The following is a 17,555-nucleotide window of genomic DNA, read 5'->3' on the forward strand; positions in this document are numbered from 1 at the left end:
GGGGACGCTCGCGCTAATGACTAATGACTAATGACTTCTTCTATTCTTGATTGCCTTTCCCGCGAATATATCCGTTATCTGCAATCCGCCAAGCACCCCCAGTATTGCCGGTTAAATCGCAATCATCCACCGTAGCAATACTATCTCTGTAAACTGCGATCGCCTCACCTTCATTACCATTAATTCTACACCGACGCGCAATCAATTTTCCTCCCAATCCGACACCTATTCCCAGAGTACCGTTATTAGAGATAGTGCAATCTTCCACCGTTGCTTTGCCATTATCCGAGATAAAGATTCCGTTCCATATTCCATCATGAATTTGACAGCGACGGATTACCGAATCGGCATTAGAGCCGCAAATTCCCACTACAGAATAGTTGGCAGAAGTTATATCGCTGTCTTCTACGGTTAACTCGCCTTGGCGAATATCTACAGCGTAATATTTCCCTGTTGTTTTCATTGTCAATCCTCGCACTAAAGCGCTGTCTGTTGCCATTTGAATGCAGTTTGACTCGCTGCTTTCAAGAGTGACGCTACCCGCTTCTGTGTTGCCGAGAATTTCCACAGACTTGTCGATTATTATACTTTCTTTATACACACCCGGATGCACGTGAATTTTCGTACCAGAAACAGCATTTTTTAGGGCTTCGCTAATAGTGGTACAGTCACCTTCGCCTTGCTGAGAAACTACAATTTCTTGATTTTTCCCAATTCCTGAGTTTCGGGTTGACTCGGCGTTTTGATCGACTAATTCAGCTTTTGGTGATTCTTCCCCTGTGGCGGCAATTTCGGATGTTGGCTGCAACCGTTCTTGATATACTGTTTCTAAGTGATGTTCTAACTCAGATATTTGAGATTGCAGTTGATTTTGAGTCTGGCTGGCTGTCTCGATTTGACTTTGCATTTCCGAGAGTTGGGCGTAAATGTGCGATCGCTCTCTGTTTGCAGTTTCTAGCTGAGATGCCAATTGCGATCGAGTTTGACGCCCATTTTCTAACTGATTTTCTAAGTCGGATATTTGAGAGTGCAGTTGAGCTTGATTCTGATTGGCTGTCTCGATTTGAGTTTGCATTTCCGAGAGTTGAGAATTGAGTTGCTCTTCCAATTGCGATCGACTTTGACTGCCATTTTCCAACTGGTTTTCTAAGTCGGATATGTGAGATTGCAGTTGAGCTTGATTCTGGTTGGCTGTCTGGAGTTGGTTTTGCGATTCCGACAGTTGAGACTCTAATTGCGATCGACTTTGACTGCCATTTTCCAACTGGTTTTCTAAGTCGGATATGTGAGATTGCAGTTGAGCTTGATTCTGGTTGGCTGTCTGGAGTTGGTTTTGCGATTCCGACAGTTGAGACTCTAATTGCGATCGACTTTGACTGCCATTTTCCAACTGGTTTTCTAAGTCGGATATGTGAGATTGCAGTTGAGCTTGATTCTGGTTGGCTGTCTGGAGTTGGTTTTGCGATTCCGACAGTTGAGACTCTAATTGCGATCGACTTTGAAGCCCATTTTCTAACTGATTTTCTAAGTCGGATATTTGAGATTGCAGTTGATTTTGATTCTGGTTGGCTGTGTCAAGTTGACTTTGCAATTCCGACAGTTGAGAATTGAGTTGCTCTTCCAATTGCGATCGACTTTGACGCCCATTTTCCAACTGGTTTTCTAAGTCGGATATGTGAGATTGCAGTTGAGCTTGATTCTGATTGGCTGTCTGGAGTTGATTTTGCAATTCCGACAGTTGAGAGTTGAGTTGCTCTTCCAATTGCGATCGACTCTGACGCCCATTTTCTAACTGATTTTCTAAGTCGGATATTTGAGATTGCAGTTGAGCTTGATTCTGGTTGGCTGTCTGGAGTTGATTTTGCAATTCCGACAGTTGAGAGTTGAGTTGCTCTTCCAATTGCGATCGACTCTGACGCCCATTTTCTAACTGATTTTCTAAGTCGGATATTTGAGAGTGCAGTTGCGTTTGATTTTGATTGGATATCTCGATTTGATTTTGCAATTCCGACAGTTGAGAATTGAGGTGCGAGCGTTCGGTGTTTGCAGTTTCTAAATCTGATTGCAGTTGCGATCGCTCTTGATGTAGACTTTCTAGCTGCTGTTCTAATTCGGATACTGGAGATTGCAGTTGAGTTTGGCTCTGATTTGCTATTTCCAAGAGATTTTGCAATTCCGATAGTTGAGAGTAAATGTGCGATCGCTCTTTGTTAGCCGTTTCTAATTGAACCTGCAATTCTGACAACTGAGCCAGCAATTGTTCTCGCTCTCTAACAACCGTTTCTGATTGACTTTGCAGCTCAGATAATTGAGAGTTTAACTGCATTTTATCCTGATTCGCTGCTTCTAACTGTGTTTCCAGCTCTAATGTTTCAGGTTGCGGTTGATTTAGTTGTTGGCGGGCTGTTTCCAATTGAGAGTTGAGCATTTCTCGTTCTTGCTCTGCACTCTCTAGTTGAGCTTGCAATCCCGAAAGTTGAGACTGAAGTTGCTCCCGCTCTTGAATTGAGCGATCGAACTTAATTTGAATTTCTGACAACTGGTATTGTACCTGCAATCTGCTTTGACTAGCAGTTTCCAACTGACTTTCAACTTCCGAAAGCAGAGCGTTAAATTGAGAACGTTCTGCATTAACCGCCTCTAACTCTGCTTGCATTTCCCGGATTTGAGCGTTAAGTTGCGATCGCTCGTGCTGAGCCAATTCTAACTGATATTGAAGTTCTGCCACTTCTGCTAACTGGGACTCAGCTTGTTGAGCATTTTCTAGCTGAAACTGCAAATCAGCAATCAGAGCATTAACTTGCGATCGCTCCTCAGCAATTCCTGCCAAAAATTCTTCCAATTCCGACACTTGATTGTTTAAAACATCTTGCTCGCGAGTCACAATTTCCAAGCGACTTTGCAGCTCAGACATTTCAGAATTTAGCTGAGTTTCATTCTGCATTTTTTGCCGCAATTCCGAAGTTCTAGCATCCAACTGCGACGCCAACTTCGATATGGCTTCCTGCGAACCCTGCATCCGCACCAAATTGCGTGAATTTCGCTTATTCAAAATTAGCCAGCAGACTAATGCCCCGCCTGCAAATCCTATCAATAAAAGTAATGCTTCCATTTGTTTATTTAATTGATATAACTTGAGTTATTTTGCTGTTTCCAAAAGGGACGATCAAAAAACACTATCTTGTTCAAGGATATCACAAATTTAGTGTCTGCGTTTAACTGGCAAAAGAATTTATATTTATTTACATTTTTTGACATTGTTAAATGTTAATATTAATGCGCGATGCAGTTGTGTAGAGCGCATTAATTGGGATATTTGGGCAGCGAATTAATACAATTTTGGAAAATTAATGCAACAATATTGGTAAGGTGTCTCGCCATCTATTCCAAAAACAACAGAACATCAAACTATAGCAGTCCTTGCAGGAGTCGTAAAGTTTTTTACCCCACCCCAACCCTCCCCTTATTAAGGGGAGGGAGTAAGAAATGCACAAATGATTTAGGATTGCTATAGCGACGCAAAGCGCGACAATAGTTGACTAAACAAACTCAACTAAGAGTGTTGTAGCAAGGATTTTTTCAATTGGTATAAGTAGAAGTTTGGCATAAATATTTGATTGACAGGTCAATTATAGATTAAAAGTTTATCTAACAAAAATAAAATAGAGATAATTTTAAGTAGAGCGAGCGAATTAGTGCAATCTTGTTTAATGACTGAAATTCAACCACTCTACTTATGATGTGTCCGCAAACTATTTTGGATAATTAACCAAAGCTTAGGGTAAAGGTTTAACAGAAAGCCTTGTCAAAGCTTCCTTCAGCGCTGGCGGCAATTGGCGGATAATCTTGCCCTTGTCCCGATCGACACCAACCAAAGTTACCTGTGCTGTCACGTATAATTCTTGAGCGTCGGGCGATCGAATTTCGTAATCCCAAAGCAGCCGCACGCCCTCGGTAGCAGCCATCCGGGTTCTGACTGCCACAGATTGACCCATTTGTACAGAGCGGTGGTAGCGCAGTGAAAGCTCAACCACCGGCAATTCGACACCCTGCGCCACCCACTCTGCATACTCGATGCCGAGAGAGCGCAAACTTTCCACCCTAGCTTCCTCCATCCAAGTCAGATAAGTCCCGTGCCAAACCGCGCCGCTGTAGTCAGTATGGTGGGGGTAGACTCGCACCAAATATTCAAACCAGCCCTCCGAGTCCATCATTCCAGGTCGCTTTTGAATAGCACCACCTGCTGCAAGTTCTGGTTGAGTTCGATCGTTCTCTAACACGTTACAAATTGTTCCAAAACGCTACATTTCTACAAATCATAAAGCAAACTTGAGGCCTATGCTAAACATTAACCCACTAGAGTAATACCAATTTTTTATGAAGCTGCATAGAATCCGATCCCCCCTTAGCTTGCCCCCTACTCCCCCTTAATAAGGGGGGGACAAGATTCCGCTCAAAGTCCCCCGACCTAAGGGGGATTTAGGGGGATCAAGATATGTGCAACTTCACATTAAATTGGTATAACAACGCCCTAGTGAGAGCGCCCTACAACAAAACTCAACTGTTTTCACACCAAAAACCATGATAGAAAAAATTTTAGTAGCCGTCGCCGGTCGCGGCTTGTGCGAAGAGATGTTTAATATGTTGATGGACATCCCTTCCTTGCAACAAAGCTCTGTCACCGTTTTGCACGTCGTGCCGCAGCAAGTAACTTCCGATGGCATGGCCGAGAAGTTGGAAGAAGGAGGTAAAATTTTAGCACAAGCAGTGCAGTCTTTGAAAATAGATCCCAGCAAAGTCAATCCGCGGCTGAAACAGGGAGACCCGAAAACCACAGTTTGCCAAGTCGCAGAAGAAGAACAATCCGACTTAGTAATTATGGGTTCGCGGGGATTCGGACGGCTGCAATCGATTTTGGAAAACTCAGTCAGCCAGTATGTTTTCCAGCTAACATCGAGACCGATGTTGTTAGTAAAAGACGACATCTACGTCAAAAAAATCAAGCGCGTCATGGTAGCGCTCGACAACTCAGAATCTGCCAAACAGTCATTGCAGCTTGCGCTATCTTTGGTTAAAGAAGTGAGTGGCGGGCAGATAATTCTAGTACACGTCACCAAAGATTTGACTGGAAAATACGCCGAAGATGTGACAGCAAATGCTGAAAAAGACTCCGTATTGGCTCCGGGAGTAGCACTCGCGAAACAAATGGGAGTTAGCTACCGCTGCGTGAGTGCTACAGGTAAGCCCGGTGAAGCAATTTGTCAGATTGCAGAGGAAGTGAATGCAGATTTGTTGGTAATCGGTTCCCCGGATCGGCGGCCAAACGTTGCTAAAAATTTCCTGGATCTCGATCGACTCCTAGGAAATTCCCTATCAGACTACGTGCGAGTCTACGCCAACTGTCCCGTCTTGCTCGCTCGGACGATCGTCAGCTAAACTCTCAACACTAACTGTTAACAAAAAAAAGCGCCCCAGTAAAAAACTGTTGGCGCTTTTTTTGCAATTAGCTTTCGCCAGAAATAAATAGCAGCAGTCGCTATTGTTTTCCGCCTTCACGGCTAGCGGTTTGAATGTACAGAATGATTAGAAAAACACTGGGAACCAATACAAACAGAATGGTTGCCACAAACCCTAAATCGTTAACTTCCATGAAGACCCCCGCCTGTATCGGAAAATATGAAAATACACACAACTAGGATACCACTCAAAGGCAAAAGGGAAACTGGAATGGAGCAGAAGGTAGCACCAGACAGTTGAATAGGTAAAAAATCCACATTCAAAATCCAAGAATTTTTATTTCCTAATGCCCCATGCCCTGTTTGGCCGATGCCCCATGCCCCATGCCCCATGCCCCATCCCCCATCCCTCCGCTTCACTTCGCCCACCGGCAGTTAAGGCTTAGTCTTGACGCTCACCGGGCCGTTAACCATGGTTTGACAAGCCAAGCGATAGTTTTCTGGCTTTTTCTTGAGCTTGCGGTTCTCAAAGTCTGTGCGGGGCGACAGATTTTCACTACCCTCGACAATTTCCACAATGCAGGTACCGCATTGACCGATGCCCCCGCAATTCATCATCTTTCCCGAAAACGTGTATAAGTCGATGCGGTTTTCCAGAGCTTTGAATCTCAAATTGGCTCCGTCTGCTGCGATGACTTCCTGATTTTCCTTCACAAACTTGATATTGGCCATTGCCGATCCTTTAACGCAGTTGACATAGAACTCTATTACAAAATATTAAGTGGAGTGTCGGATATTTAACAAATGTCTAATTGTCTTTTGTAGCTATCCCGACAAGGAATCGCCCCAATCCAACTGAACCCAACCCATTTTAGATTTTAGATTTTGGAATTGGGGAATGAGTGATGAGTGGGAGTGACTGATGCAGATCGTGGCTGGGAGTTGAGGTACAGTGGGCTTTTGTTACCAGAAAGAATTGGTTGAAAGCCCGCCCGCCTTGTCGGGAGAAATTAAAATCACACTATTCATTCCCCAAATCCTCCGACTTCGAGGTCGTTGTCAACTGATTAACGCTGTCAACTGTCAACTATCAACTGTCAACTGATTAACGCTGTCAACTGTCAACTGTCAACTGTCAACTGGTATTAAGGAGCATCCGAGAGGTTATTAGTAGGAAGATTGGTCACAGCGCGCTGGAGAGACGAAAGCCCCAGGTTGTAGTTGACAATTGCCGACAATCGGTTTCTCTCAGCCCTCGTCAAATCTGTTTCCGCCTGAATTACATCAGTCTGAGTGCCTACGCCAGCTTGAAAGCGGAGTCTGGCCAGACGCAAAGCTTCCCTCGACTGCAAAACTCCGGCTTCAGAAGTTTCGATATTCTCAAAACTCGACTCCAAACCAAAATAAGCTTGTTCAACTTCTCGGCGCACCTGGTTGCGGATTTGGTCAAATCGACTTTCGGCGATCGAGATATCGGCATCCCGCTGTTTTATCCTCGCCTTCACCGCGCCCCCGTCGAAGAAATTCCAAGTCAGATTGGCTTGCACCGCATACCCGCTCGCCCAGCCGCGAGTTGCAAACGGTCTGGTATCGTCTGTAGTTAGCCCTTGAAAGTTGTAGGAACCAGTGACATTAACCTGAGGTAGCCCGCCCGCCCGAATCGATCGCCTTTGTTGCTGGCTGATATTCCTCTGTACTAACTGCTGTTCCAACTCAGGGCGATTCTTAAAAGCCTGCACGATACTCTCTTCCAAAGACAGCCTCCAGGAGCCAGCTTGCTCCACGGGGTCAGCCGCCGTCAAGTTTGCCGACTGACTGATATTCAAAATCTCAGCCAGCCGCCGCTGGGCCACCCGCTGATCGCGACGGGCTACGGACAGTTGCTGCACTTCGTTGGCCACATTTGACTGAGCCTGCAACACAGCAAAGCGGGTTCCCACCCCTGCTCGTTCCAAAGCTTCCGCATCCCGCAAACTTTGCTGGGCATTTCTCACCGAAGCTTGGCGGATAGCAACTTGTCCGTCGGAGTTTTGCAGGTTGTAGTAAGCCTCAGAAGTGTCGAAGCGGAGTTCCTCGGCTTGACGTTCCAAATCGAGTTCCCGAAAGCGCAACTGTTCCCTAGCTGCGCGAATATTAGCGGTACGGCGACCGAAAATGTCCAGATCGTAGCTCAACTGCAAAGTGTTGTTGAGACCGATGCTGCCGAAATTTTGAAATTCGGGAGAATTTGTGGGGAGTTGGCGGCTGGCGGGTAAATTGTCATTTTGGCGAAGTCGAGTCTGCACGCCAATCTGTCCGCTGGCGCTGACTTGACGGCTGGCGTTCATTTGAAAAGTCAGATCGGGAAATAAAGCAGCTTGTTGTTCGCGTACAACCGATCGAGTTTGTTCGACTTGTTTCTGAGCGATTTGCAAAATTTGGCTGTTGCGGCGGGCCAGATCGATCGCCTGCTGCAAAGTAATTGACTGAGTTTGCTCGATTCTGACATCCTCGGGCTTTGTCGGAAACTGTAGCGGATTCGGGTTGGGTTCTAGGTTCGTCGGGGGCTTGGTGTCTAAAATGCCCTTGGGGGTGAGAGGCGGGAAAGTTTCATTCGGAGTGCCGCGGGGAACAGGTGCTGGCAAATTCGGCACCGGAACATTGTTGGGGTTGCTCGGAACCGGTTTCTGCCGATTGTTTGCCGGTGCTGGTTTTGGAGACTGCGCCAAATACTCCTGCTGCTGGGTTGATGGGGCAGCCGGAGCAACCTGTTGGGGCTTTGATGCTTGTTGGTTTGACTCAATGGGGGGAGTTGCTGCGATCGACTGTTCCCCAGCTTTTTGAGATTCGGATGTTGGTGGGTTTTGGGCGATCGACTGTTGTGGATCTTCTGATGTTGGTTCTGAGGCTGTGTTGGAGGTCGATCGAATATTCTGCGCTAATTCGATCGGATTGCTAAGGGGGGAACCATCCTGAGATTGAGCCGGAGACTGTGCTGAAGCACTTTGTCCGGCGTTGCTGAAAGTAATTGCAGCGCCCACTCCGACCACCACGATTTGACGAAAAACACGCATAATTTTTTAATTACTTTGCAATTCTAGAGACAATTTTAGAGCAAGATTGAGGTCTCAAGTTTCTAGTTTGGTTCCTGAACCCGACAGTTAGCAAGTCACAATTACCGTACTCCTGTTGCTGGTGAAGGCTTGATTCAAAATTTACAATTGAACTTCAGCAGTTGCCAGACCGATCGCCCCCGAGATTAGTTCCTCTACTCCACTTACCGGCAAAATCCGGGTTTTCAGGGACTTTTCGAGCTGTTCTACAGTCATGTCGTCAAGAAAACGAGGTGAGTCCTGTTTTAGCATGACCGAGGGCAGGAGGATGCCATCTCCCAAGTCTTTTCCCTGCAAAGCTTCGAGTAAATCTTGCCCGGTGAGCAAACCCGTAACAGTGATAGTTTGTCCCCAGTAGCGGCTGGACAGTGCCACCATGTTGACGGACAAGCCGGGAATTTGGTTTAGTTGTTGTGCGATCGGGCGAAAAGCCTGTTCAACAGCATTTCCCACCACCCAAACCAACCGGCGGGGCTCAATCAGCGGCAACGGTTGCAGCTTAGCAAAAGCCGTTTCAAACTGCCCAACAAACTGCCGGATCGAACCCACACCATTACCAATTTGGGGATAATCTTCATAATCCGCCGCCGACGGCAAATCCAAACCCGCGATTAAAAACCACTCATCAGCCAGCCAAATACAGCGCGATTTTGAATTTCCCTTTTTCCCAGAAGATTTGAAATCTTCTAACTCTTCTAACTCTTCTCCCCCCCTTAGCAAGGGGGGGCTGGGGGGGGTGAATTTTGAATTCTTTTTATTCGCCTTTACATCTTCTAACTCTTCTCCCCCCCTTAGCAAGGGGGGGCTGGGGGGGGTGAATTTTGAATTCTTTTTCTTAGCCTTGCCGCCGCCTTTCCCTTGACTCAAAACAGCTTGAATTTTCTGCACTTGCGCGATAACTTCCCGCGCTTTTTCGGCAGTTACAGCAATCAATTCATCTTCCGCAGGACGAAAGCGAGTCAAACCCACCGGCACCACAGCCACCGACGCTACAGCCGGGATATTTCCAGTATGAAACTTTGCCAAATCCAACAAAGTGCGTTCCAAATGTTCGCCATCATTAATTCCCGGACAAACCACAACTTGAGCGTGAATTTGCAAGCGGCGCTCTTGAAACCATTTAATTTGTTCTAAAATCTTCCCAGCCCGAAAATTTTTCAACAAGCGAATTCGCACATCCGGTTCCGTAGCGTGCACGGAAACATAAAGAGGAGAAAGCCGCATTTGTTCGATGCGGTTCCATTCTTTTTCCGTCAGATTAGTGAGAGTGAGATAGCTGCCATAAAGAAAGCTGAGGCGGTAATCATCATCCTTGAGATAGAGAGTTTCGCGCTTTCCCGGAGGCTGCTGGTCGATAAAGCAAAAAGGGCAGCGGTTGTTGCACTGAATTAGTCCGTCGAATAAGGCAGTTTCAAATTCCACACCCAAGTCTTCGTCATAGTCTTTTTCTATTTCCAACTTGTGAGTTTTGCCCTTAGCATCTAAAACTTCTAGTTCCAGAAATTCATCGGCGCACAGGAATTGATAGTCAATCAAGTCGCGGGGTTTTTGGCCGTTGATGGCGACGATGGAGTCTCCGGCATCAAATCCCATTTCGGCAGCGATACTGTCGGGGATAACTTTAGTAATTCGGGCTGGTCTGGTGGAGGAGTCGCTCATACGATCGCGCTAGCGTTTTCAAGTTTGATAAATTGCTGTTCAAAAAAAGATTTTTATTTTAAATTCAGCCTACAACGCTATCACAATTTATATTATTTGTCAAGCGCGCTGGGTCGGGAGAAACAGTTGACAGTTGACAGTTGACAGTTGACAGTTTGAGAGTGACATCTACGCTGACTTGCAGCTTCAATCCCCGGAATGAGTAGCGAAAAAGCTGTTGTCGCCAGCATGACAACCGCCGCCAAAACCTAATATAATTGCGATCGGGCGATCGCTAATTTCCCGCAAAAATAGCACGGGCAATGCTCCAACAAAGGTTGTACCGCCCGAGATCAAACTCACACTCAGCCCAATCGTGGAAATTGCCATCGTCTAACCCCACAGTTATCAATACGCAACTTTTTGCGATCGCTCAATTCTTGAATTATGCCTCAAACTAAAATCTACGGACATACAGAATTCATCCAACAACACCGGCAAACGATATCAGACAGCATTCATGCTTGTACGATCGAAGCCTTATCTTACCCAGCAGACAAGCGATTTCAACGGTTTATCTCGCTAGCCCAAGAGGATTTTGTTTATCCCGGCGATCGAACTAACCAATATTTGGTAATTGAAATTAGTTTATTTGAAGGGCGAAGTGTAGAAGCCAAGAAAAACCTGATGCGCCTGATTTACCAAAAGCTTAATGCTGCATTAAATATCGCACCTAACGATATTGAAATTATCCTATATGAAGTGCCACCACACAATTGGGGAGTGAGGGGAGTTCCTGGAGATGAATTGAATTTAAACTACAAAATAAAGGTTTAAATACCTGCGGCGCGGGGAGATTCCATTTCAAATTATAGCCGCAAGGTTTTGATTCTTCTCACCAGTTTGTAGTGTGGACTTTAGTCCGCAAAATACAGTTTGTAGTGTGGACTTTAGTCCGAAAATACGGCACCAAAACGACGGACATAGCTTGAACCAACGCGCACGATCCATATCTGAGCAGTCGGGTACTTTGTTCGGAGTCGGCTACAGGCAACTATCTCGTTACTATCGATCTCCCATGCAGATGTCTCAATATCGATCGCCACAATTTTACCTTTGTTGCTCGGCTCAACTTGCGATCGCACTATGCGATCGTATATCTCATCGCCAAGTCGTGCAAACTCTTGCTTGCTATAACGGGGTTTCAGAATAGTCATCGCAGTTCTCTGTGGTTGTCAACTTAATTATACACTTTTAACTTTCAGACGATGTTTACATTTACCAAATCAACTGAATGAGCTTTAATATAATGCTTTATGTTGGGCAACAGCATAAAGTATTATATTTTTTCCATACACTGCGCTGCAATTTGCACGCGAAAAGTTATTCCAGATAGTCTAGGCTGCCATCCGAGTTGCATCGCTTGCCGTATCCATTGTGCTACATCAGAGGGTGTTACTGGTTTCACTTCTTGTTTTCTTACCACACATTGAGGATGGGGTCGATCGGTGATAACAACTAAAACGGAACCCAGTTTTGCGACACCATCTACTGCAACATGAAGATTTCCGCCATGAAAGCATTCTTGTGTATAAGTAGGTTGTCTGCGGATGAGCCAGATGAAAGGTTCCCCATCAACAATGATTTTTCTTGTTCCTTTTTTCGGTATTGACATAATTTGTTTCAAGTGAAATATTTCAGCATTTTTAATAATAGTTGAGAAATTGGATTTATAACTAAAAATATAGGTTTTGTTACAGAGTTTTTGCTACTAACCCGGCTTCTCTGACAGGCGCAAAATCTCAGTTTCAAGCAACCTTAATCATGATATTAAACTGTGATTTCTAACTCTTTTCGGTCATATGAAAAAGCGGTAATGTTTGTCCGGTCATTGCTTGCTGCTCAATGTCGTACTGCTTGGCATGGGCATATCATATCATGTCCGATCGATTACCAGCGATCGAGACGGTTTGTAGTGTGGACTTTAGTCCGCAAAAACTTGCCGGTTTGTAGTGTGGACTTTAGTCCGCAAAAACTTGCCGGTTTGTAGTGTGGACTTTAGTCCGCAAAAACCTGCCGGTTTGTAGTGTGGACTTTAGTCCGCAAAAACCTGCCGGTTTGTAGTGTGGACTTTAGTCAGCAAAAACTTGCCGGTTTGTAGTGTGGACTTTAGTCCGCAAAAACCTGCCGGTTTGTAGTGTGGACTTTAGTCCGCAAAATACGGAGAACCGAGACGGTTTGTAGTGTGAACTTCAGTCCAAAAAAACCTGCGGACTAAAGTCCGCACTACGAACTTGAAAAAACCTGCGAACTAAAGTCCGCACTACGAACTTGATGATGTCCGCAAAATACGGAGAACCGAGACGGTTTGTAGTGTGAACTTCAGTCCAAAAAAACCTGCGGACTAAAGTCCGCACTACGAACTTGCGGACTTTAGTCCGCACTACGAACTTGATAATGGTTATTTTAGTTACCAACGATCGCATACCACAAACTCACCATCAGGCACAAACTCGCTAAATGCTGAGGAATCAAAGATTTAATCGATCGCTTGGCAATTTTCTGAGTCACAAATATCGTCACAAACAATGACACAATTAAAGTGAAACCTTGCAAGAAACTAATCACCGCCGGATCTCCCACAAAACTCGGCAAATCATCTCTAATTTGTCCGAAAGTCGCAAAAGCTACGGGAATCACTCGCCCGCCTTCCTGCAAACCCAATCGCCAATAGTGAGCCAAACTACCGCCCCAAACTAGAGGTAGATATCCGTAGGCGAGACAGACAAATGAAAGCGGTTTAGTAATTTTAAATGGGAGAGTTTCTGCTTTTCCCAATTGGTAAATTGCTTGCATGACTGCATAGGCAGCTAACGGAATCATCGGCGGGATAATTAACACCGCAATCGACAGTCCTAAATGAGGCAAAAATTGTTCTAAATTGATGCCCAGCCCCAACAAACTATTTATTTCCGGCAAGCGGTGGATATAAATTCCGCCTAATAAGAGAAATAATAGTGCAACTTCATAACCGTGGGGAACGTGGGTAGTCCACAATTCAATGCCGGGAGGGCGCAGATTTAATTCTACCGATCGATGGGGACAAGCTTTTAAGCAAGTCATGCACAACACGCAATCTTTATTATCGGTTAATTGGGCGGGATGGGAATAAACCGGACATCCATTAGTAGTTAATCCTTCCCCAAAACCTTTGCCTCCTTTGTAGCAATGGTAGGTGCTGCATTCCGCCGCGCAGGTTCCTTGTTGGGCGCGCAGTTCGATAATTGAGAGTTTAGCAAATAATCCATTCATGCCGCCGATCGGGCATAAATAACGACACCAAAACCGCCTCTCGAATATCAGCGAAAAAATTACCGCGCCCGCCGTAATTAGCAATAACAAACAACTGGATAAATAGGCGGTATTTTCTAAATCCCACAACTCTTCCCACAGAAATATCAAAGTAAACATTCCGAAGAGAAACCATCCGCCCCATTTTTCGGCTAATTGGCGCGGCCATTTATTGAGAGTGCGCGGGAAAATTTTCAGCGATAGTTTTTGGACGATTTCTCCATAAATCATAAAGGGACAAAAAGCGCACCACAATCGCCCGATGATCGGGAATAATAATAAAATTAACGGCCACCACCAAGCCCAAAAGATATTTAGGGCAAAATTATGCTGTCGATCTTGGGGAGCAACAAACAGGATAGTTACCACTAATGCAAATACCCAAGTGGTAAACCAATAATTTACGCGATCGGGATACCAATCGCTCCGTAAAAATTGCCGGAATTTGGGATATATCTTGAATAAATTGAGTCGAAATTTTTGTTGCTTTGCCGCCTGCGCCCAAAAGACTTCTTCTGTTAATACCTGACTCCCCTGTGCTTGAACTAAAGCGCGATCGACCATTCCCTGCAATTCCTGCAAGTTTCCCGGAAAATCGTAGGCTTGCAAGCGGCGAATTGCTTCCGGCGTAATTTGGGGCTTGACTAATTTCTTTTGGCGACAAAAGATGTTGAGATAATAGTTGACTTGTGCTTCTAAATCTTCTTTACGCACCCGCAGTGACGGTACTTTAATCTTGTGTTGCGTCAGCTTATCTAGCTGGGGTTGGACGATTTCTGAGATTAAAATTATTCGAGCATTGCTAGAACGCGGTTGCGGTGGTATTTGTCCTTCTTTGACAACTGGTGTATAGGTTCCTTGGGTTAATAGTTGCTGAATCTGCGGACATAATTGAGCGGGTAATTCTTGAACGTCATTTAAAATTAACGTCCCTTCTCCCAACCATTCCAACAGCCCAGGTTTACCGCCCAAACGCCCGAATAATTCTGCTCCATTGCTCTGAAGCAAGGCACTTTTGATCTGAATAATTGGCTCGCTGCGGCGACTTGAACCGAAATGAATTAAAGCAGCTAAATTATCCTTTTGTAAGCCAGGTTCGCCAGAGATTAAAACCGATCGCTCGTCACTCGATGCAGCCCGAATTTGTTGCCGCAATTTTACCGCATAACGGCTATTCCCAATTACTCCCCGTTTCGCCCGCGGTACTAGATAGCTGCGAAGGGCATTTTGACGCTCTCTTTCATAGGCGATTTCTGCTTCTAGCTGCTCTAATTTCGCGGCCAAGCGTTGAGCGTAGGCTTCGGTGATGCGTGGATATCTTTGTAGCAAACTGCGCCAGCGATCGGCACTAATGACCCAAAATTGACATTCTGTACGAGTAATAATTCTACTATCTGCCGGTTGCGATCGCTGGAGTGCCGATAAATTGACGATCGCCCCCGGTAACAAACTACTCCCCCACATTAAACCCGGTTGTTTGCGGCGGTAGCGATCGGCTTGTCCTTTTTCTAGGATGTAGAGATTGGTGACTGGTGTATCTTCGATTACCACTCGAAATCCCGGCGGAAAAGTTGAGATTTCCATTTCCAGCGCGATCGCCTGTAAAATATCGCGGGATAATATGCCTAATTCCGTGTTCTCTTCGATCCAGTTAACTAATGTTTCGGTAGACATCGCTTAGCGCCGGCGAAAGCCGAATCGTGGTAGTTGGTGCAGGATATATCATTGTGCTACATCAATCAATATTAACTGCTGGAACTAGCCTTTTGAGTTTTAGTGTGGTGTTAATTTTCTCTTTTCAGCATAGGCGATCGACACTCCCGGTTCTAATATATTTTTTCTGCACATCCTCGGGCAATCTACACGTGAAAAACTTTTTCCAGTCGCTGAGCCTGCTATCCTCAAACAATCTCGCAAACTCGACTTGCTTCAGCAATATTTTAATAATTCGCCAAGATTCCCCAGAATCATTTCGATCGCAAAAACGCGCCAAAGTCAAGCGTTGCAAGTTCGATCAAAGGCGGTAAATCATCCACCGGTAAAGCTGTTGTTTGTAGTTCTATCTAAGTTATCAGAAATTTGGGTTTAAAACCCCGTCCTTCCCTCGACGGCTTTCTGCTATAGTATTCGTAGGTTGCTGACCGTGAGAACGTGAGGAAACAGGTTGAACGTCCTACTCCGGGATCTCAAAATCTTTAACCGTCAATGGTAAAAACCAAATCCACACGGTAAGAGCAAATAAAAATCAAATAGCGTGGGACACACGCGAATTTACGCTTGGGGAGTAGTCCGTAAGAGTTCTTGCTGTAAAAGGCGTAGTCGGACTAGACATGAAACTGTAAGACCAAAACTGACATTGTTGGTAGAGGCACGATTCAGCCCAAGAATCCTCGTACCTTGATAGTCGAGGAGTGTCAAACTGAGGATTGCAGTCATTTACTGTAGAGCTTGAATAAATGCAGGGCAAATTTTTTCGCAAGCCAGAATCAGATAACAGCGATCGCGTCCCCCCGGGTCAATACCTCGCCAACGGCTTTCCCGTTTTGACTTACGGCGATACACCCTCCGTCAGCATTGAGACTTGGGAATTTAAAGTCTGGGGATTGGCAAAACCAAAAACCTTCACTTGGTCAGACTTCCAGGCCATGCCCCAAAGTAACTTTACTGCGGATTTTCACTGCGTCACCCGCTGGTCAAAACTAGACGTGCAGTGGACGGGAGTCAAAGTCACGGATTTTATGAACAGCATAGAAATCGATCCTAAAGCCCTCCACGTCCTGGAACACTGCTACGGCGACTACACTACTAATATTGCGATCGCCGACTTCCTCCGAGAAGAAAACTTTTTCGCCCACACCGTCTTCGGCGAACCGCTATCCCCCGATCACGGCGGCCCGATGCGGCTGGTAGTTCCGCACCTCTACGCCTGGAAAAGCGCGAAATGGATTAACGGCTTGGAGTTTACAGAAACCGAACAACTCGGTTTTTGGGAACGCAACGGCTACCACCGGAGGGGCGAACCTTGGGCTGAGGAACGCTACAGCGGTCTTTTTTGATGCGATCTGACGATCGATCGCGAATATGGCTTGCCAAGCGCATCTATATATGGTATTTTCTGATGGAAATCTGCTTTTTGGCAATTTTCAAAGCAGAAAGCCCCTCTCGATCGCATCTTTGGGATCTGTCACGGTGCGGGTTCTCTGTAGTTCAACCACAAGACCTAAGCCCAACGATGGCACTTTGTCAGTAATTTACCCGAGCGATCGACTACTTTAATTCCCATACGCAAGTCCCAAACAACAAATATTCCTAGTTTCTGGATTAATAGAAAACTTTTATCGGGAAATTGGGTTTAAAACCCTGTCCTTTTAGGAGGGCTTTAATTTCTTAAATCCATTCCTAAAAATCCCAACCTTGTTTGTATTTGTACTATGGTAGAACAGTCAGGTTTAAACTCGCAATGCTAAGAGTGAAACAGTTAAGAGACACTTTTCGGCATAAATTGTTGGACACAGAGCAGCGAAAACTCGCTATACAGCTAGAGAATCAATGCGTTCTCTTTACCAGAAAACAAATAATTTAGTTCATTTGTTAAGTAGGGTAGGGCATACCCAAACTCTAGGTTCATATCCTAGTACGCTTTTGGAGATATAGCGGTTATTAGAAAGATTCGCGGACGTTGTTGGGATGCGAGCCCTCTTAGTTTAATGGTTATGTAAGCTGTCAGTTATACCTCATCTTTTTGAGAAAGGCTATAGACCCTCTGGGGTGGTTGTGAGTTAAGCTCGTCAATTGGTACTTTTGTACGGTTGAAAGGTTTAAGAATTGCCGTAAGGACATAGCGCTTAAAGGTCAGTCGATGAATTAAGAATCCCCACGCCTGAAGGCCCGGGAGTGTCAAAACTGTTAGATTCCCACACAGTTACCCTGCCCAAAAACAGGTACCGTCCCACGTGCACGAGCGTCAGGGTAGAAGCCAAAATTTTCTACCCTAGCTCAAGCTCCCAGATGCAATCCT

Annotated in this window: 16 protein-coding genes; 4 read left to right on the forward strand and 12 right to left on the reverse strand. The window is 45.4% G+C overall.

The window, feature by feature from the left end; genetic code table 11:
• Window positions 1-40: 40 nt before the first annotated feature.
• Both QZW82_RS19790 and QZW82_RS19795 read right to left on the reverse strand, forming a co-directional pair.
• Entirely contained in the window at window positions 41-3,112 is a 3,072-nt protein-coding gene (locus QZW82_RS19790) for a right-handed parallel beta-helix repeat-containing protein (protein ID WP_293151555.1), read from the reverse strand.
• Between the two features lie 664 nt (window positions 3,113-3,776).
• On the reverse strand, window positions 3,777-4,280 hold the full coding sequence (locus tag QZW82_RS19795) for a thioesterase family protein (protein WP_293151558.1): 504 nt from the start codon (window positions 4,278-4,280) through the stop codon (window positions 3,777-3,779).
• A gap of 301 nt (window positions 4,281-4,581) precedes the next feature.
• Here QZW82_RS19795 and QZW82_RS19800 point away from each other — a divergent pair, with 301 nt between their 5' ends.
• Window positions 4,582-5,436 carry a universal stress protein gene (locus QZW82_RS19800; RefSeq protein ID WP_293151561.1) on the forward strand — a complete coding sequence of 285 codons (855 nt, stop codon included), beginning with the start codon at window positions 4,582-4,584 and terminating at the stop codon, window positions 5,434-5,436.
• A 100-nt stretch (window positions 5,437-5,536) separates the two neighbouring features.
• Here the strand turns inward: QZW82_RS19800 and psbM are convergent, their stop codons facing one another.
• The 6 genes from psbM to QZW82_RS19830 all read right to left on the reverse strand — a co-directional run bounded on the left by psbM (window position 5,537) and on the right by QZW82_RS19830 (window position 10,576).
• Entirely contained in the window at window positions 5,537-5,650 is a 114-nt protein-coding gene (gene psbM / locus QZW82_RS19805; RefSeq protein WP_293151564.1) for a photosystem II reaction center protein PsbM, read from the reverse strand.
• 241 nt (window positions 5,651-5,891) lie between these two features.
• A complete protein-coding gene (locus tag QZW82_RS19810) occupies window positions 5,892-6,188 on the reverse strand; it encodes a 2Fe-2S iron-sulfur cluster-binding protein (RefSeq protein WP_293151570.1) in 297 nt (98 codons plus the stop codon).
• A gap of 413 nt (window positions 6,189-6,601) precedes the next feature.
• The gene (locus tag QZW82_RS19815; protein ID WP_293151572.1) at window positions 6,602-8,509 is read right to left on the reverse strand and encodes a TolC family protein; all 1,908 of its coding nucleotides are present in this window, start codon (window positions 8,507-8,509) and stop codon (window positions 6,602-6,604) included.
• Window positions 8,510-8,650: 141 nt separating this feature from the next.
• Entirely contained in the window at window positions 8,651-10,207 is a 1,557-nt protein-coding gene (locus tag QZW82_RS19820) for a DUF512 domain-containing protein (RefSeq protein WP_293151574.1), read from the reverse strand.
• Window positions 10,208-10,271: 64 nt separating this feature from the next.
• Window positions 10,272-10,397 carry a hypothetical protein gene (locus tag QZW82_RS19825; RefSeq protein ID WP_293151577.1) on the reverse strand — a complete coding sequence of 42 codons (126 nt, stop codon included), beginning with the start codon at window positions 10,395-10,397 and terminating at the stop codon, window positions 10,272-10,274.
• Entirely contained in the window at window positions 10,394-10,576 is a 183-nt protein-coding gene (locus QZW82_RS19830; RefSeq protein WP_293151580.1) for a hypothetical protein, read from the reverse strand. Before QZW82_RS19830 ends, QZW82_RS19825 begins: the two co-directional genes overlap by 4 nt.
• 57 nt (window positions 10,577-10,633) lie before the next feature.
• Here QZW82_RS19830 and QZW82_RS19835 point away from each other — a divergent pair, with 57 nt between their 5' ends.
• Window positions 10,634-11,023 (forward strand): tautomerase family protein, encoded by a 390-nt coding sequence (locus QZW82_RS19835; RefSeq protein WP_293151583.1) that lies wholly within the window; start codon window positions 10,634-10,636, stop codon window positions 11,021-11,023.
• A 113-nt stretch (window positions 11,024-11,136) separates the two neighbouring features.
• Here the strand turns inward: QZW82_RS19835 and QZW82_RS19840 are convergent, their stop codons facing one another.
• Window positions 11,137-11,403 (reverse strand): hypothetical protein, encoded by a 267-nt coding sequence (locus tag QZW82_RS19840; protein ID WP_293151586.1) that lies wholly within the window; start codon window positions 11,401-11,403, stop codon window positions 11,137-11,139.
• A 122-nt stretch (window positions 11,404-11,525) separates the two neighbouring features.
• Complete coding sequence (locus tag QZW82_RS19845; protein ID WP_293151588.1) at window positions 11,526-11,873, reverse strand: hypothetical protein; 348 nt, start codon at window positions 11,871-11,873, stop codon at window positions 11,526-11,528.
• A gap of 189 nt (window positions 11,874-12,062) precedes the next feature.
• Between QZW82_RS19845 and QZW82_RS19850 the strand changes: the two genes are divergently transcribed.
• Window positions 12,063-12,236, forward strand: coding sequence for a hypothetical protein (locus QZW82_RS19850; protein ID WP_293151591.1), 174 nt, complete (start codon window positions 12,063-12,065; stop codon window positions 12,234-12,236).
• 202 nt (window positions 12,237-12,438) lie between these two features.
• Here the strand turns inward: QZW82_RS19850 and QZW82_RS19855 are convergent, their stop codons facing one another.
• Both QZW82_RS19855 and QZW82_RS19860 read right to left on the reverse strand, forming a co-directional pair.
• On the reverse strand, window positions 12,439-12,672 hold the full coding sequence (locus QZW82_RS19855; RefSeq protein ID WP_293151594.1) for a hypothetical protein: 234 nt from the start codon (window positions 12,670-12,672) through the stop codon (window positions 12,439-12,441).
• Window positions 12,653-15,211: a sigma 54-interacting transcriptional regulator gene (locus QZW82_RS19860; protein WP_293151597.1), complete on the reverse strand. Its 2,559-nt coding sequence runs from the start codon at window positions 15,209-15,211 to the stop codon at window positions 12,653-12,655. The genes QZW82_RS19855 and QZW82_RS19860 overlap by 20 nt, the downstream gene beginning before the upstream one ends.
• A 782-nt stretch (window positions 15,212-15,993) precedes the next feature.
• Between QZW82_RS19860 and QZW82_RS19865 the strand changes: the two genes are divergently transcribed.
• On the forward strand, window positions 15,994-16,593 hold the full coding sequence (locus QZW82_RS19865; RefSeq protein ID WP_293151600.1) for a sulfite oxidase-like oxidoreductase: 600 nt from the start codon (window positions 15,994-15,996) through the stop codon (window positions 16,591-16,593).
• Window positions 16,594-17,555: the final 962 nt, after the last annotated feature.

The organism is Microcoleus sp. bin48.metabat.b7b8b9.023 (assembly GCF_013299185.1).
Classification (GTDB): domain Bacteria; phylum Cyanobacteriota; class Cyanobacteriia; order Cyanobacteriales; family Microcoleaceae; genus Microcoleus.